The organism is Nocardiopsis sp. L17-MgMaSL7, from assembly GCF_003182025.1.
Taxonomy (GTDB): Bacteria; Actinomycetota; Actinomycetes; order Streptosporangiales; family Streptosporangiaceae; genus Nocardiopsis; species Nocardiopsis prasina.
Window position 1 is genome coordinate 162,002 of the sequence record NZ_QGTF01000002.1, and the last position, 15,439, is coordinate 177,440.

Here is a 15,439-nt window from a genome sequence, read left to right on the forward strand (position 1 = left end):
GGGTCCGGGCCCGCTGCAGGGCCCGGCACCGCGACGAGCGGTGCGTGTCCCGGTCAGTCCACGCCCGCGGCCTCCAGGGTCCGGGCGTCGGGCGCCTTGGTGAGCATGCTTCCGACGAACAGGGCGAGGACGGCGGCGGGCAGCGCGATGATCACGCCGTTGAACCCGCCCGGGGCTCCGGCCACCTCCCAGCCGATGGTGACGGCCGTGCCCGTGATCAGCGCGGCCACGGCACCGGTCGTGGTGGCGCGCTTCCAGAACAGGACCGCGAGCACGGCCGGGGTGATCGCAGCGCCGTAGACCGTGTACGAGTACATCTGGAGGTCGAGGACGGTTGGGAAGTACAGGCCCAGGGCGACCGCGATCAGGGCGATACCGACGACGGACAGGCGCTGCACGACCAAGGTGCCCCGCTCGCCCACCTTGTTCCCGCCGAACCTGGCGAACAGGTCGAAGGCGATGTTGGAGGCGCCCGAGAGCATGAACGACGAACCCGTGGTGACGACGAACGCGACGGCACCGGCCAGCAGCAGTCCGCCGATCAGCGTGGGCAGGTGGCCGTCGGTGGCCAGGCGCAGGACGGACTCGTCGCCGTTGATCCCGGGCATGAGCACGGACGCCGAGGTGGCCAGGATGATCACGGGGACGAACACGAAGAAGCTGGCGATGAGCATGCCCAGCGTGGAGTTGCGGGCGGAGCGCTCGTCCTTGGCGGCGGCCAGCCGCTGGTAGAGGTTCTGGTCAGCCAGCAGGAGCAGGAACAGCGGGAGGAAGTAGCCGAGCAGCTGGAGCGGGCTGAGGCCGCCGTTGGGGGTGCGGGAGGCCTCGGGCAGCCCTTCCCAGTACACCGGCAGGCCGCCGACCGCGACCAGGATCAGCGGTACCGCCACGATCAGCGCGCCGAAGACGAGGATGGCCGATACGAAGTCGGTGTAGGCCACGGAGAACAGGCCGCCGGTGACCGTCAGGATCGTCACGACGGCGGCGACGACCAACGCGCCCTGGGTCGTGGTGAGCGGGGTGATCAGGGAGAGGACGTAGCCGCCGCCGACGAACTGCGAGGCGACCAGACCGACATAGGCGATGGTGGTGACCACCGCCGCGACGGTGCGCACCCCGCTGCCGAAGCGAGCCTCCAGCAGTTCGGGCACGGTGTGCCGGGCCGCCCTGCGGATGCGGCGCGCGGCCAGCAGCAGGACGAGGATGCCCAGGGGCGTACCGGCGAAGAAGATCATGCCGGCCATGGGGCCGTGGTTGTAGGCGAAGTTCGCGCCACCGATGATCGTGCCCGATCCGACCCAGGTCACAACGAGGGTCGCGACCATGACGGGTGTGGACAGGCTCCGTCCGGCGAAGAGGAAGTCCTCGCCGGTGCGGAGCTTGGAGGATCGGGAGAAGTACAGGCCGATCCCGACCATCACCAGCAGGTAGGCGGTGATGAGGACCAGGTGGGTCGTTTGCATGAGCTGCCTCAGGAGGGGACACGGTGGGGTGAACAGCGGGTGAAGCCCGATGTAACCAGCAACGATGTCAATTATGCAATGCTTGTTGCATCTGGTGTGGCTCAGATCACCTAGAAGAGCTCGGCTCGTCGCCAGAGCTCCTCAGCCCGCCTGACCGACTCCAGCGCCGCCTCTCCCCCGGCTCGCGCCAGTTCCGCCAGCACCGCGTGCACGACCGTCATCGCCGCGGTCAGGGACGGGAACATCCCCACCCCCTCACTGGGCACGGCCACGACGTGGTCGGCCAGCACGCCCAGGGGCGAGTCGCGCCGGTCCGTGATGAGGGCGATCGACACGGACTCCTCAGCGGCGATCTCCACCGCGCGACGCAGGGCCAGTGGCAGCATCCACAGGTCGCAGACCACGAGCAGGTCGCCCTCCCCCATCCTGGCCAGCGCGTTGGTCAGGGCGGTCCCGCCGGAGTCGTGCAGCCGCACGTCGTAGCCCATGATCCCGGCGGCGTGGGAGAGCTGGACGCCGGGGGCGGCGAAGGTGCCCGAGCCCAGGACGAGAGTGCTCCGCGCACCGTGGATGGCCGCGGCGACGGCACGCACCCGCTCGGGTTCGAGCGTCCGCTCCAGCAGCCTCAGGTTCTCCCGGTCCGAGCGCACCGCCGCGCGCACGGGGTCGGTGTCGGAGCCCGCGTGCTCGGCCAGCACCTCGCCCGCACTGAGCGAGGCCAGGTAGCGCGAGCGCAGCTCCACCCGCAGGGCGGGCCATCCCGTGAACCCCAGCTGCTGGGCCGCGCGCACCACGGTGGCGACGTTGACCTCGGCTCTGGCCGCCACCTCGGCCGTGGTCGCGTAGGAGGCGAAACGGGGTTCGTCACGCAGGACGTGCAGCACCCTCTCGCTGGCCCTGCCCAGGCGCCCTCGCTCCAGCGTCTCCTCGATCCAGTCCGCCATCGGTCTTCCCTCCGTTCGAGCGGTCCGGAACACCCGGGTCGCGCCAACCCAGCGATACCACCCCCGTTCGACAACCGAGGCCAAATGCAACGTATATTGCATTGCATCGCTGCGGATCGCCCCGCACCAGACCGCGCACCCGACCCCTGGAGGTTCCCCGTGTCCGACGGCCCCCGGCCCACCGCCTACACGAACACAGCCCTGCTCGACCCCGAGACCGGTTCCCGCACCCCCGGGTCCTGGCTGCTGGTCGAGGACGGCGTCATCGCGGCACGCGGCACGGGCGAGGTACCGGTCTCCGTGACCGAACGGGCGGAGACCACCGACCTCGGCGGAGCCACCCTCATGCCCGGCCTCATCGACGCCCACGTGCACGTCACCGCGCTGAGCGCCGACCTCGGCGCGGTCGGCGACCACTCCCCCTCCTACGTCGCCGCCTTCGCCGCCAGGTCGCTGTCCGACATGCTCGGCCGCGGCTTCACCACGGTGCGCGACGTCGGCGGGGCCGACTGGGGGCTCGCCGAGGCCGTGGACGACGGTCTCGTGGACGGCCCCCGCCTGGTCTTCGGCGGCAAGGCCCTCTCGCAGACCGGCGGGCACGGTGACTTCCGTCCGCGCGGTCGCCACGGCACGGACCAGCACGGGTGCTGCCCGGGCGCGGGTCTGGTCTGCGACGGTCCCGTCGAGTTCCGCAGGGCCGCCCGCGAACAGCTCCGTACCGGCGCGCACCACGTCAAGGTGATGCTCTCGGGCGGGGTGGCCTCACCCACCGACCGGATCGACTCCACCCAGTCGTCGGAGGACGAACTGCGCGCGGTCGTCGAGGAGGCCGAGGCCGCGAACCGGTACGTCACCGGGCACGCCTACACCGCACGCGCGGTCAACCGCGGGCTGCGCCTGGGTGTGCGCTGCATCGAGCACGGCAACCTGATCGACGAGAGCAGCGTCGAGCTGTTCGTGGAGCACGGGGCGTTCCTGGTCCCGACGCTGGTCACCTACCGCGAGCTGTCGCGTCAGGGGGCGCGCAACGGACTGCCCCCTGAGAGCCAGGCCAAGGTGGACACGGTGCTGCACCGGGGGCTGGAGGCGCTGCGGATGGCGCACGAGGGCGGAGTGCGCCTGGTGTTCGGCACGGACCTGCTCGGGGGCATGCAGTCGCACCAGAGCGCCGAGTTCTCCATTCGCGGCGAGGTCCAGCCCGCGGCGGACGTGGTGCGTTCGGCCACCAGCGAGGCCGCGGCGCTGCTCGGTCTCGAGGGTGAGGTCGGCACGCTGCGCACGGGGGCGCGGGCCGACCTGATCGTCGTCGACGGGGACCCGCTCTCCGACCTCTCCCTGTTGGCCGAGCCCGAGCGGGGCGTGCGCGCGGTGCTGCGTGACGGTGTGACACGGCGCACCAATTCGTAACGGTCCCGGCCCCCGCCGGGGCCGTGGCGGGCACACGCTGCCCGCCGCCGGGGCCGTGGCGTGAGCCGCCTCGGCCCCGGAGTCCACCCCTTCCGTTGACGGCGCCGACGAACACGGCCCGACGGAGCTCGGCGCGTGAACCGACCGGCAGGGCGTGGGTCCGCCTCCGCCCCCGAACGCCCGACAGTCAGTGCTTGGCGCCACCGAGACGCCGTCGACCACGCCGCCCGACCGGGCCCACCATGGGTGGGTCGGACACGCTCGTTCCCTCGGTCGGCCGCGAGCGAAGGAGGTCGCGCCCGCCTCGGTGCGGACGCGGGACGGGACTCCCGTAATGGCGCTCCCCGCCTCCCCACCGACCCGGCCCTATGACCCGACGACCGGTGGTCGGAGTGGCGCCCCCGCTCCCACATGCGAGTACGCTCTTCCGGAGGCCCTTGCCAGCTCTTCGGCCCCATGGGGCTCGACCGCTCTCACTCCGACCTCCGAAGGTCGGTACGCGAAAGGTCGAACCACGAGCGGTGCCCGGTCCGCACTCCGGTCCGGAACTGCGCGAAGGCCTCCTGAGTCAGTGCGCAGCCGTGCTGTCGACCTCGCCGGGCGCCGACTCGGTCCGGGGCCGTCCCAGCCGTGGCCGCCACCGACACCCGCGTCGCGGACTCCTTCCGCGGCGCTGTTCTCGTTCTCCCGGAATCCGTCACGCTCACCTCGACGCCGACCGTCCCGCTTCTCCGTTCGGCATGAAGGGTGCCCGTCGCCATGCGCGCTCCGGGACGGTTCTCCGGGTCCCGATCTTCCACAGACGAACAGGCGGTTCACTCCCGTGCGACGCTCACCCGACCCCAGAACGGTCGTGCTCCACTGCCCACCGCCGTGCGACGCGCCCCGCGTGTCCCCCGTGACCGCGGCGCGTATCGCCCGAAAGGTGTCCACACATGAATGACGCTCCGGCCGGGCGAAGAACCGTCGGGGTGGTCTTCTGGGCCTCCCTCGCTATCTCCGCCCTGTTCGTGGTCTGGGGCGTGGTCGCTCCGGAACACCAGATGTCCACGATGAACACCGCCCTGAACGGGATCACCTCCAGTTTCGGCTGGGCTTACCTGCTCCTCCCCCTCCTCCTGATCGCACTGCTGGTCTGGCTGGCCTTCAGCCGTTACGGACGCGTCCGCCTGGGCGCAGACGAGGACCGCCCCGAGTTCGCCACGCACACCTGGATCGCCATGATCCTCTGCGCGGTGATGGGCATCGGTCTGGTCTCCTACGGCATCGCCGAGCCGATCTCGCACTTCGCGGCGCCTCCGCACGCCCTGGCCGAGCCGGGGACCCCCGGGGCCGCCGTCCTCGCGCTCCAGTACTCCTTCTACGACTGGGGCCTGCACGCCTGGGCGATCTTCGCGGTCTTCGGCCTGGCCCTCGGGTACTCGATGTACCGCAAGCAGCGCCCCGGCCTGGTCAGCGCGCTGTTCCGGCCGCTGCTGGGACGGCACGCCGACGGCCCCGCCGGCAAGGCCATCGACGTCTTCACGGTGTTCGCGACCCTGTTCGGCACCACCACCTCGCTCGGGCTGGGCGCGCTCCAGATCGACAACGGCCTGAACCGCATCCTGGGCACGCCCACCGGCGCCACCACGCAGGTCGTCATCGTGGTCGTGGTGACGGTGCTGTTCAGCCTGTCGGCGGCCTCCGGGGTCAAGCGGGGAATCCGCTACACCAGTGAGATCAACCTGTCAGTGGCCTCGGTGCTCTTCCTGTTCGTGCTGTTCCTGGGCCCGACGGCGTTCCTGGTCTCGCTCTTCCTGGAGTCCCTGGGCCAGTACGGCAGCGAGTTCCTGCTGATGAGCCTGCGGGGTCCGGCCTTCGGTGACACCGAGTGGCTCCAGGGGTGGACCTACTTCATGATGGCCTGGTGGGTGTCCTGGGGCGCCTTCGTCGGCGTGTTCCTGGCCCGCATCTCGCGCGGCCGCACGATCCGCCAGTTCATCCTGGTCGTCCTCGGGATGCCCAGCCTGGCCTTCTTCGCCTGGTTCTCCGTGTTCGGCGGCTCGGCCATCGACCTCGACCTGAACGGGGGCACGGACATCGCGGGTGCCACCGCCGCGGACCTGAACAGCGCCTTCTTCGTGACGCTGGCGGAGTTCCCGCTGCCCATGGTGACGGCGACGCTGGTGGTGATCCTGGCGGTGCTCTTCTTCGTCTCCGGGGCCGACGCCAACACCTACGTGCTGGGCATGCTCACCACGCACGGGTCGATCCAGCCCCGGACGCCGATCCTGCTGCTGTGGGGGGCGGTGACCGGCGCCCTGGCGATCATCCTGTTGATCTCGGGGGGTCTCAACGCCCTGCAACAGACCGTGATCGTGGCCTCGGCGCCCTTCCTCGTGGTCATCGTGGGTGTGGTGGTCAGTTTCCTGCGCGACCTGCGCACCGAACCCGCCACGGCTCCCTGCCCGCACCACGACCACGGCACGGCCGCGCAGGCGGACGAGCCCGCCCGGACGGGCTGACGGCCGGCCGGGCACCGGCACCTCGCGACAACGCCCCGGCCGCCACGGGACCACCCGTGGCGCGGGGGCGCGCCCGTGCCCGCCTGCCCTTCTGGACGGCGGGGTGCCGCTCCGGTTCACTGTGAGCGCCACGGGGAACCTCCCCGCGCTCCACGGCCGCCCGATCCGATCACTCCCCACCCCCTGGGAGCCTCCATGACCCCCTCCCCCGACCGCACCCCCGGCGCCGCCAGGAAGCCCCTCCTCGACCGCCGCACGCTCCGATCCGACCTGCGCCACCTCCTCTTCGACGCCACCGCCGCCCTGGCTGTCACCTTCGTGATGTTCGTGGTCCTGTACCTGCGCGTCGAGGGCGGAACCTCCCAGACCCTGGAGGTGATGCCCCACCTCGCGGACGCCCAGCGGTACTGGCTGTACTGGGCCTGCCAGGCCTTCGGCTGGTCCGCGCTGCTGTGGGCGTGGATCACCGTCATGCTCGGCCTGCTGCGAGCGACCATGCCGATCCCGTCGTCCCCTGTGAAGCATTCCCGGCTCGAGCGCTGGCACCGGGTCACCAGCGTCACCACCATCGCGCTGATGTTCGGGCACGCCCTCGCGTTCTTCCTCGAACTCCTCAGGCAGAACGAGGACGGCCTCGGCACGCTGCCGCTGCTGTTCTCGGCGTTCGTCGACGTGTTCGTTCCCGGCGGGTACTCCTCGGGGACCGGCCAGGTGGCCGTCCTGTTGGGGCTGATCTCCCTCTACCTGGCGATTCCGCTCAGCCTGTCGTTCTACGTGCGGGCCTGGACCGGGTCGCGGCTGTGGCGGGTCCTGCACCGGTTCGTCATCGTCGTCTACGTCCTGAGCGTGTGGCACACCCTGCTGTACGGCACCAACGTGTGGTTCGACGGCGCGTTCCGCACCTTCGTGTGGGCGCTCCAGCTGCCCGTGGCCCTGCTGTTCCTGGCCAGGCTGCTCACACCGCTGCGACCGGAGGAGCGCCTCACCCGGTCCGAACTCCAACGGGGCCCGGTGCTCCCGGCTCTGGCCCGGCTCTGCGGCCGCCTCCTCGCGGCCGCCGCCGTGGTCGTCCTGCTGCTCGTGACAGTGACCGGCCGCGACGGAGGGCGAACGCCCGGGCAACCGTCCGGGGACATGCTGGTCACACAGCCGATGGTGTGGGGCGGCCTCGCCGTCCTGCTGACCGTCATGGGCGCGGTCGGGCTGGCCGTCCGAGCCTCCGACCAGGAGCCCGGGCGCGTCCGGCGAGCCCAGCGCACCGGGGACTCCTAGCGGAGAGGGCCGCCGGGGCAAGTCCCGGCGGCCCCCGTCACGGCGGTCGGGCCCCGCGAACCGATCCCCACCCCCGCCGTCCCCTTCTCCCGCAGTCACCCTCTCCCGCTGTCACCCCTTCACGGCGCCCCGGGTGATGCCGTTGACGAAGCTGCGCTGGAAGGCCAGGTAGACGACCACGATGGGGGCGATCACGATCAGGCTGGCCGCCGAGAGCAGCGGGATGTCGGTGCCGTACTGGCCGACGAACAGCCCCAGGCCGGTGGGCGCGGTGCGCAGGGCCGGGGTCTGCATCATCACGAGGATGAGCAGGAACTGGTTCCACGACCACATGAACACCAGGACCGACAGCGTGGTGATCGCGGGCCAGGAGATCGGGAGCAGCACCCGGGCCAGCACGGCGCTGTCGCGGGCGCCGTCCACCCGTGCGGCCTCCACCAGTTCCCTGGGGACCCCGGCGAAGTGCGACTGCATCCAGTAGACGCCGAAGGGCAGGAACAGGGCGACCTCGGCGAGGACCACCCCGGTGTAGGTGTTGGTCAGGCCCACCTCGCGCAGGTTGAGGTACAGGGCGATGACCAGCAGTTCGACCGGGAGAGTGAGGCCCAGGACGAAGGCGAGGGAGAGCGCGCGGCCGCCCCACACACCGAGGATGGCGAGCGCGTACCCGGCCAGGGTCGCGAAGCAGACCGTCAGCGGCACGACGAACGCGGCGATGACGAAGCCCGACCTGGTCAGCTGCTCGAAGCGTCCGGCCTCCCAGGCGAGCCGGAAGTTCTCCCACGACCACTGGTCCGGCACGCTCAGGCCGCCGACCTGGGTGTTGGTGGGATGCAGCGCGGCCAGGACGATCCCGAGGAAGGGAAACAGGATCAGCACGGCGATCAGGGTCAGCACGCCGTGGCGCAGGACCGACAGCGGTACTCCTCGACGCATCACTTCTCCCTCGCGAGCAGTCGGATGACGCTGACCAGGGCGATGACCAGCAGGGTCAGGACCACAGCGAGGGCGCTGGCCGCTCCGATGTCGCCCTCGTTGAAGGCGAGCCGGTAGACGAGCAGGGCCGGGACGTTGGTCTGCCCGGCGGGGCCGCCGTTGGTGGTGACGTACACGAGGTCGAAGCTGGCCAGCGCCGCGATGGTGGTGATGACGCCCGCGATGCTGATCTCCTTGCGGAGCCCGGGCAGCGTGACGTGGAGGAACCGGCGCAGCCGTCCGGCCCCGTCGAGCGCGGCGGCCTCGTGCAGCGCCGGGTCGATCTTCTGGGCGCCGCTCATGAACAGGACCATGCACAGGCCGCTCATGCACCAGGTGCCGATCAGTCCGAGGGCGACCAGCGCGACGTGGTAGTCGGCGAGCCAGGAGCGGGCCAGCCCGCCCAGCCCCACTGCGCCCAGGAACTCGTTGACCGCGCCGTCGCCGCTGTAGAGCCAGCGCCAGGTGGTGCCCACCGCCACCAGCGGCAGCACCTGCGGAAGGAAGAAGACGGTCCGGTAGAAGGTGGTTCCCCGGCCGCCGCGGGCGGTCAGCAGCCCCGTCATCAGCAGCCCCACCGCGATGGGGACGATGGAGAAGAAGAGGATGAGCACGAGCCCGTTGCCGATCGCCCCGGCCAGGAGCGGGTCCGTGACGACCCGCCCGTAGTTCTCCAGCCCGGCCCAGGCCGGGGGTTGGACCCCGTCCCAGTCCAGGAAGGAGAAGGAGAACGTGCTCAGCGCGGGGTAGATCGCGAAGCCGCCGTAGACGGCCAGGGCGGGCAGCAGGTAGAGCCAGCCCTTGAGGCCGGACCGGAGCCGCCTCCGCCGACGCGGGCGCCCGCCCCCGGCGCCGTGGCTCGGCGCGGGGGCGGGCGTGGCGGGCGGGTGCGCTGGGGCGCCGTCACTCATGGTGGCTTTCCCATTCGGCCTGCAACGAGGCGAGGAACTCCTCCGGAGTGGCGCTGCCGGAGATGAGCCCCTGGATTCCGGGTGTGAGCTGGTCGATCATGCCCGGCGTGGCGTAGTCCGGGAAGGGGACGATCCCCTCGTTGTCCGCGACCGTCGAGAAGCCGAAGTTGACCTCGTTCAACAGGCCGTAGCTCTCGATCGGCGCCTGCGTGTCCACGGGCATGAAGCCGGTGGCCAGCTGGATCTCGGCCGCCTCGACGCTGCTGAGGTAGTCGAGGAAGGCGGCGGCCACGTCCGGGTGCTCGGTGTGGGAGGACACGGCGTAGGCGACACTGGCGCCGGAGGCCACCGGTGCCCGATCCACGGTGGTGCCGGGCATGAGCAGGAAGCCGACGTCGTCGCCCATCTCCGCCTCCAGTTCGAAAGCGGCCCAGTTGCCGGTCACGAGGAACATGCTCTCCCCGTCGACGAACTCGGCGCGGGCGTCGTTGTCCGAGGTGGCGTTGGCGCTCTCGGTGACGTACCCGGCCCGGACCCAGCGGTGGAAGGTCTCGGTGGCCTCGGCGGCCGCCTCGGTCTCGATCGTGGCGCCCTCGGCCCCGTACACCCAGTCCTTGTACTCGTTGTGGTCTCCCAGCCCGTTGAGCAGGGCGTTCCAGATCTGGAAGCCGCCCACTTCGAGGCCGCCCACGCTCATGGGGGCGATGTCGGCCTCGTGGGCGAGTTCGAGGGCGGCCTCGAAGTCGTCCAGGGTGGCGGGCGGTTCGGGGACCCCGGCCTCCTCCAGGACCTCGGTGTTGTAGAAGACACCGAGGACGGAGAGGGCTCCGGGGGCGGCGTAGAGACTGCCGGTGGCGAACTCGGAGGCCTCGTCGTTGGACTGGAGGGGTTCCAGGCTCGCCTCGGGGAATGACTCGTCCCAGCCGTAGGCCTCGGCGTAGGGGTCGAGGTTGAGGATGTGGCCTCCCGGGATGAGCGACCGCATCGCCCCGGGGTTGTACTGCGCGATGTCGGGGGCGTCGTCCGAGGTCATCGACAGGCTGATGGTCTTGACGTAGTCCGTGAACTGGGTCTGCTGGAGCTCGATGTTCACGTTGGGGTACAGGGACGTGAAGCCCTCCACCAGTTCATGGGTGGGCGGGTCGTCCGCGAAGGCCAGGGTCAGGGTGGCCTCCACGTCGCTGATGTCGGTGGAGACGTTGTCGGGTGTGTTGTCCTGGGCGGAACCGCCGGAGAGGGCGGCGCAGGCCGTGAGTGCGAGCACGGCCGACGCGCTCGCCAGCGAGAACGCGGCGGGGCGCAGAACCTTTTCCTTGGGGGGCATCCTGAATCTCCGTGATCCTTTTTCGCGGGGGGTGCCGAACCTCCTGGGGGAAACCGCCCACCGAACCCCCGACGCACGAAAAAGGGGAACAGCGGCGGGGGAGTTCGCAGGTCGGGGGGCATTTCACCACCACGTACCCGCCCCGGCGCGATATGGCGAGGCCTGGCACCCCAAGGCTTGTCCGGCCTCAGATCGATTATGTACTGTACGTAACTGAATTCTCACGACGCAACTTGGATAACCTAAATGTCCGCTCTTGCAACAAATCCTCCAATTTGGGATTCAGTAGTGACCGGCTTGGTCACCAGGATTCTCGGTCCCGCCCATCCGGAAGTCCACTTCGGATCGCTCGACGCGCGGAAACGGTCCTTCGAGTACCGCGCCGAGGCGGGAGTCCTCACGGTCGCCGCCACCGACGCGCTCGCCGCCGCCGTGGGCCTGCACACCTATCTGCGGCGCGTCTGCGCGGTCGCGGTCGGCTGGGACACCCCCCGCCCCCTGCCGGTCACCGCGTTCCCCGACGCCCCGACCACCGAGGGGACCGCCGAGACCGACCACCTCTACTACCTGAACTTCTGCACTCAGGGGTACACGTCCGCCTACTGGGACTGGGAGGACTGGGAGCACGAGACCGACTGGATGGCACTGCACGGCGTCACCATGCCCCTCACCCTGCTGGGCCACGAGGCGGTCCTGCTGGACGCGTACACCGGACTCGGGCTGGACGAGTCGACGCTCCTGCGGTTCCTCGGCGGCCCCGGCTACCTGCCCTGGCAGTACATGGGCAACCTGGACGGGTTCCCCGGCCCGATGCCCTCCTCGTGGGTCGACGGCCACCTGGCCCTGGCCCGGCGGGTCCTCGAACGCCAGCGCTCCTTCGGCATGACCCCGGCGCTCCCCGGCTTCACCGGGCACGTCCCCGCCGAACTGGCGCCCGGCCGGACCAGGACCCGCACCTGGCAGGGCTTCCGGACCCACGTCCTGGACCCCGCCGACCCCCTGTACGCGCGCGTGGCCGAGGAGATCACCCGCAGCCAGACCCGCCTGCTGGGCACCGACCACCTGTACGCCATCGACCCCTTCATCGAGATGGTCCCGGTGGACGCCGACCCGGCCTTCCCCGGAGCTGTGGCACGGGCCACCCTGGACGGCCTCACCAGGGTCGACCCGAACGCTGTGTGGGCACTCCAGGCCTGGCCCTTCTCCTACCAGCGGGACTTCTGGTCCGACTCCCGGGTGAACGCCTTCCTGGACGCGGTCCCCGACGAGCGCCTGCTGGTCCTCGACCTCTGGGCGGAGGAGGACCCCCAGTGGTCCCGCCTGGACTCGTTCGGCTCCAAGACGTGGGTCTGGTGCGCCCTCCTCAACTTCGGCGGACGCACCGACCCCATCGGCGACCTCCAGGGCGCCGTGGACGGGATCAACGCGGCCAAGGCCGCCGGGAACCGCCCCGTGGGCCTGGGGCTGGCCATGGAGGCCACCCGGAACAACCCGGCCTTCTTCGAGCTCGTGGCGGACCAGGCGTGGACCCGGACCGGGGACGTGTCCCGGGACTGGCTGCCCGGGTTCGTCCGGGGGCGCTACGGCGCGGACGCCGACCCAGCCCTCCTGGCGGCCTGGCGGGCGCTGAACGCCACCGTCTACGGCGCGGCGGAGCTGCGGATCTTCCCCGAGCAGTTCAACGGGGTCATGACGGCGCGACCGGGCTACGCGGATCTCGGCTCCCCCGGCCGCGTCCGTTCGGAGGCCGCCGGGCTGGTCTGGTACGAGTGGTCGGACCTCGTCGGGGCCTGGGAGTCACTGGTGGGCGCGGCCGAACGGAGCCCGGGACTCGCGGACGGTCCCCTCGGCGGCGACCTGGCCGACGTCGCCATGGCGGTCCTGGCCAGGGTCGCCGACCACCGCTACGCGAACCTGGTGGAGGCGGCGGCCGGGCGCAGCGAGGTCCCGCCGGAGGGCGTGGAGCGGTTCCTGCGCGTGTTCGACGACCTCGACGCGCTCCTGGCCACCCGACCCGAGTACCGGTACTCGACCTGGGAGGCCAGCGCGCGGACGTGGGCCACCGACGAGACCGAGCTCCGTGCCCTGCGGGACAACGCCCGCCGTATCCTCACTGTCTGGACCACGTCCGGGGACACCGTGCTCGACGACTACGCCGCACGCCTGTGGGCGGGTCTGGTCGGCGGTTACTACCGGCCGCGGTGGAAGGCGTGGGCGGAGGGCCTGCCCCTGGCCCTCTCCGACCGGTCGGCGGCCTCGGCGGAGCTCGACCGGAAGCTGACCGGGATCGCGGAGCGCTTCCTGGCCGAGGGGGCGCCCCAGGTGCCGGTCCCGGAGGAGGGGATCGTGGGCCGTTCCCGCCTGCTCCTGGACCGCTATGGCCGCTCCGGCGCCCCGTGAGCGCGGTCCCGAGGTGACCTCCGTTCCGTGTGCGAGCCGCCGGGGACCGGCCCCAACGCGGGTACCGGCGCCGCGCCGGTCAATGGAGGACAGAATCTGACCTCCACCTCTGCGAGGGTTCCCCCGGTACGACAGAAAGCAGGGGGAACAGACCATGTCCACCAGGAACGCGACCGTGCTGGACGACCGGGCGCTCAACCGCGCCACCCTCGCCCGGCAGGCTCTGCTCGAACCCACCGGGCGGTCGGCGCTGGAGACCGTGTCCCACCTGGGCGGACTCCAGGCGCAGGAACCCCAGGAGCCGTTCGTCGGGCTCTGGACCCGGATGCGCTCCTTCGAGGCCGCGACGCTGTCCGACCTCCTGGCCGAACGGCGGGTGGTGCGAGTCCACCTCATGCGGCGCACTGTGCACCTGGTCACCGCCGAGGACGCCCTCGCCTGGCGGTCCCGGTTCGCCGCCATGCTGCGCCAGAAGGTCATGGGGGTCTACCGGGACGACCTGCGCGGGGTGGACCTGGACGAACTCGCGGAGGCGGGACGGGAGGTGATGTCCGACGGCCGGCCCCGTTCCATGACCGAGCTGGTCGCGGAGCTCTCCCACCGCTGGCCGGACCCGGGTCGGCGCCCGCTGGGCGAGATGCTGGTCTCGGCCCTGGTCCCGGTGGCGCAGGCCCCGCCGCGCGGACTGTGGCGGACCGGGGGCGGGGTGCGCAACGTGCTGTTGTCCTCGTGGCTCGGCCGGGAGGTCGACCCGCTCGCCGCGGACGGCTCCGACCCTGTCGGGCGGGCCCTGGTCCGTCGCTACCTCGCCGCCTACGGCCCCGCGACCTCCACCGACCTGCGCTCCTGGTGCGGTCTGGCCGGGCTGCCCTCGGCGCTGGCCGCGGTCCGCGACGAACTGGTGTCCTTCCGGGACGAACGCGGCCGTGAGCTGCTGGACCTGCCGGACGCGCCGCGCCCGGACCCCGACACCGCGGCCCCGGCCCGGTTCCTGCCCGCCTTCGACAACGCCGTCCTCGGCTACCAGTACCGGAACCGGATCATCGACGACGAGCACCGCGGGCTGTCAGTGGCGGGCGAACGCGTGGTGCTGGTGGACGGCCGGGTCTCGGCGACCTGGCGATCCGAGGACGGCACCGTGGCGGTCACCCCGCTGCGGACCCTGTCCGGAGCCGACCGCGACGAGGTCGCCGAGCAGGGTCGGCTGCTGGCCCTGTTCCTTTCCGACCAGGAGAGCGACCGCGTGCGTGTCGGGGCCCCACCCGCGTGAGCGCCGCGCCCGCCGGTTGACACCGCCCTGCCCGTGAGCCGGACGGGCAGGGCACCACGGGCAGCCGTCAGCCCTGACGACCGTTCGCGGCGAGCCTGCGCAGGGTCTGCTCCGAGGCGGTCGTCATCTCGTTCGGGACACCAAGGGAGTCGAGGAAGTCAGCGGTGGCCCGCACCTCCTCGCTGCGCCGCCCGGCGTGCTTGACCGTCCCGCTGAGGAAGCGGTCGACCAGCTCCGCTCCTCCGGTGAGCTGGGAGGCGATCTGCTCGCGCACCCACTCCTCCGCCCCGGCGGCCCGGCCTGCGACCACGGCCTCGCACACCACCGACGCGAGGGGCTTCATCAGGGAGCTGCGCAGGAGCTTGCGTGCCGTGGCCTCGCCCGGTTCCCCGGGCAGGGCCTCGACGTCGGCGCCCAGGGCCTGGCACACCCGCGCGACCTCGGGGGCACCCGGGCCGCTGGCGATCAGGTCGGTGGCAGCTCCCCCGATGGTCATCGGGCCGAGGATGGCCACGTCGGCGAACCGGGCCCCGGTGGCGTGGACCCTCTCGCTGAGCGACCTCATGACATCGGGGGTGGCGGAGGTGAGGTCGGCGTAGACCGTGTCCGGGGTGAGCGCCCCGAGCACACTGTCCGCGACGGCGGGGGCGACGGAGGCGGAGGTGAGCACCAGCACCATCTCAGCTCCGGCCACGGCCGTGTGGGCGGAGTCGGCGCGGCGGACGCCCTCGGGGGTGGCCGCCGGGCCGGGGTCGAAGCCGGTGACCTCGTGGCCCGCCCCGGTGAGCGCGGTGGCGTAGATGTTCCCGGCCTCACCGAGACCGATGACTGTGATGCGCATGGTGACCTTTCGTCGTGTGGGAGCCGACGACGGTCCGGTGCGGCACACGGGTGCCCGCTCCGTCCGGTCGCCGCTCCGCCGTGGTCCGGCGGGCGGCGTTCCCGGTGAGGGGTCAGGCGCTGGGCCGG

At 71.5% G+C, this 15,439-nt stretch carries 11 protein-coding genes; 5 read left to right on the forward strand and 6 right to left on the reverse strand.

Translation table 11 applies throughout. The features are described from left to right. Positions 1–53 precede the first annotated feature (53 nt). Positions 54–1,463, reverse strand: a complete 1,410-nt coding sequence (locus tag BDW27_RS03405) for a sodium:solute symporter (protein WP_110048197.1) — start codon at positions 1,461–1,463, stop codon at positions 54–56. 110 nt (positions 1,464–1,573) lie between these two features. Next, entirely contained in the window at positions 1,574–2,407 is an 834-nt protein-coding gene (locus BDW27_RS03410; RefSeq protein ID WP_017545458.1) for a MurR/RpiR family transcriptional regulator, read from the reverse strand. A 159-nt stretch (positions 2,408–2,566) separates the two neighbouring features. On the opposite strand from BDW27_RS03410, the gene BDW27_RS03415 reads away from it, so the two are divergent. The 3 genes from BDW27_RS03415 to BDW27_RS03425 all read left to right on the forward strand — a co-directional run bounded on the left by BDW27_RS03415 (position 2,567) and on the right by BDW27_RS03425 (position 7,590). Beyond that, complete coding sequence (locus BDW27_RS03415; RefSeq protein ID WP_110048198.1) at positions 2,567–3,814, forward strand: amidohydrolase family protein; 1,248 nt, start codon at positions 2,567–2,569, stop codon at positions 3,812–3,814. 935 nt (positions 3,815–4,749) lie between these two features. Next, entirely contained in the window at positions 4,750–6,318 is a 1,569-nt protein-coding gene (locus tag BDW27_RS03420; protein WP_233515619.1) for a BCCT family transporter, read from the forward strand. Between the two features lie 195 nt (positions 6,319–6,513). After that, on the forward strand, positions 6,514–7,590 hold the full coding sequence (locus tag BDW27_RS03425; protein ID WP_110048200.1) for a ferric reductase-like transmembrane domain-containing protein: 1,077 nt from the start codon (positions 6,514–6,516) through the stop codon (positions 7,588–7,590). A 111-nt stretch (positions 7,591–7,701) separates the two neighbouring features. Here BDW27_RS03425 and BDW27_RS03430 read toward each other — a convergent pair whose 3' ends face one another. Genes BDW27_RS03430 through BDW27_RS03440 form a run of 3 tightly spaced genes read right to left on the reverse strand, consistent with a single transcriptional unit; the run spans position 7,702 to position 10,800 of the window. Further along, positions 7,702–8,526: a carbohydrate ABC transporter permease gene (locus tag BDW27_RS03430; RefSeq protein ID WP_110048201.1), complete on the reverse strand. Its 825-nt coding sequence runs from the start codon at positions 8,524–8,526 to the stop codon at positions 7,702–7,704. Continuing rightward, positions 8,526–9,476 (reverse strand): carbohydrate ABC transporter permease, encoded by a 951-nt coding sequence (locus BDW27_RS03435; RefSeq protein WP_110048202.1) that lies wholly within the window; start codon positions 9,474–9,476, stop codon positions 8,526–8,528. The genes BDW27_RS03430 and BDW27_RS03435 overlap by 1 nt, the downstream gene beginning before the upstream one ends. After that, a complete protein-coding gene (locus tag BDW27_RS03440) occupies positions 9,469–10,800 on the reverse strand; it encodes an ABC transporter substrate-binding protein (RefSeq protein WP_110048203.1) in 1,332 nt (443 codons plus the stop codon). Before BDW27_RS03440 ends, BDW27_RS03435 begins: the two co-directional genes overlap by 8 nt. A gap of 246 nt (positions 10,801–11,046) precedes the next feature. Here BDW27_RS03440 and BDW27_RS03445 point away from each other — a divergent pair, with 246 nt between their 5' ends. Continuing rightward, the gene (locus BDW27_RS03445; RefSeq protein WP_199560529.1) at positions 11,047–13,200 is read left to right on the forward strand and encodes an alpha-N-acetylglucosaminidase TIM-barrel domain-containing protein; all 2,154 of its coding nucleotides are present in this window, start codon (positions 11,047–11,049) and stop codon (positions 13,198–13,200) included. A gap of 154 nt (positions 13,201–13,354) precedes the next feature. Continuing rightward, positions 13,355–14,470 (forward strand): winged helix DNA-binding domain-containing protein, encoded by a 1,116-nt coding sequence (locus tag BDW27_RS03450; RefSeq protein ID WP_110048205.1) that lies wholly within the window; start codon positions 13,355–13,357, stop codon positions 14,468–14,470. A gap of 67 nt (positions 14,471–14,537) precedes the next feature. On the opposite strand, the gene BDW27_RS03455 is transcribed toward BDW27_RS03450, so the two are convergent. Beyond that, a complete protein-coding gene (locus tag BDW27_RS03455; RefSeq protein ID WP_017545449.1) occupies positions 14,538–15,311 on the reverse strand; it encodes an NAD(P)-dependent oxidoreductase in 774 nt (257 codons plus the stop codon). Between the last annotated feature and the right edge of the window lie 128 nt (positions 15,312–15,439).

What these genes read in the sequence shown, in the direction of transcription:
- BDW27_RS03425 (WP_110048200.1), top strand. Translation starts at nt 6,514, where the DNA reads ATGACCCCCTCCCCCGACCGCACCCCCGGCGCCGCCAGGAAGCCCCTC.
- BDW27_RS03430 (WP_110048201.1), bottom strand. Translation starts at nt 8,526, where the DNA reads ATGCGTCGAGGAGTACCGCTGTCGGTCCTGCGCCACGGCGTGCTGACC.
- BDW27_RS03410 (WP_017545458.1), bottom strand. Translation starts at nt 2,407, where the DNA reads ATGGCGGACTGGATCGAGGAGACGCTGGAGCGAGGGCGCCTGGGCAGG.
- BDW27_RS03445 (WP_199560529.1), top strand. Translation starts at nt 11,047, where the DNA reads ATGTCCGCTCTTGCAACAAATCCTCCAATTTGGGATTCAGTAGTGACC.
- BDW27_RS03440 (WP_110048203.1), bottom strand. Translation starts at nt 10,800, where the DNA reads ATGCCCCCCAAGGAAAAGGTTCTGCGCCCCGCCGCGTTCTCGCTGGCG.
- BDW27_RS03405 (WP_110048197.1), bottom strand. Translation starts at nt 1,463, where the DNA reads ATGCAAACGACCCACCTGGTCCTCATCACCGCCTACCTGCTGGTGATG.
- BDW27_RS03420 (WP_233515619.1), top strand. Translation starts at nt 4,750, where the DNA reads ATGAATGACGCTCCGGCCGGGCGAAGAACCGTCGGGGTGGTCTTCTGG.
- BDW27_RS03455 (WP_017545449.1), bottom strand. Translation starts at nt 15,311, where the DNA reads ATGCGCATCACAGTCATCGGTCTCGGTGAGGCCGGGAACATCTACGCC.
- BDW27_RS03435 (WP_110048202.1), bottom strand. Translation starts at nt 9,476, where the DNA reads ATGAGTGACGGCGCCCCAGCGCACCCGCCCGCCACGCCCGCCCCCGCG.
- BDW27_RS03450 (WP_110048205.1), top strand. Translation starts at nt 13,355, where the DNA reads ATGTCCACCAGGAACGCGACCGTGCTGGACGACCGGGCGCTCAACCGC.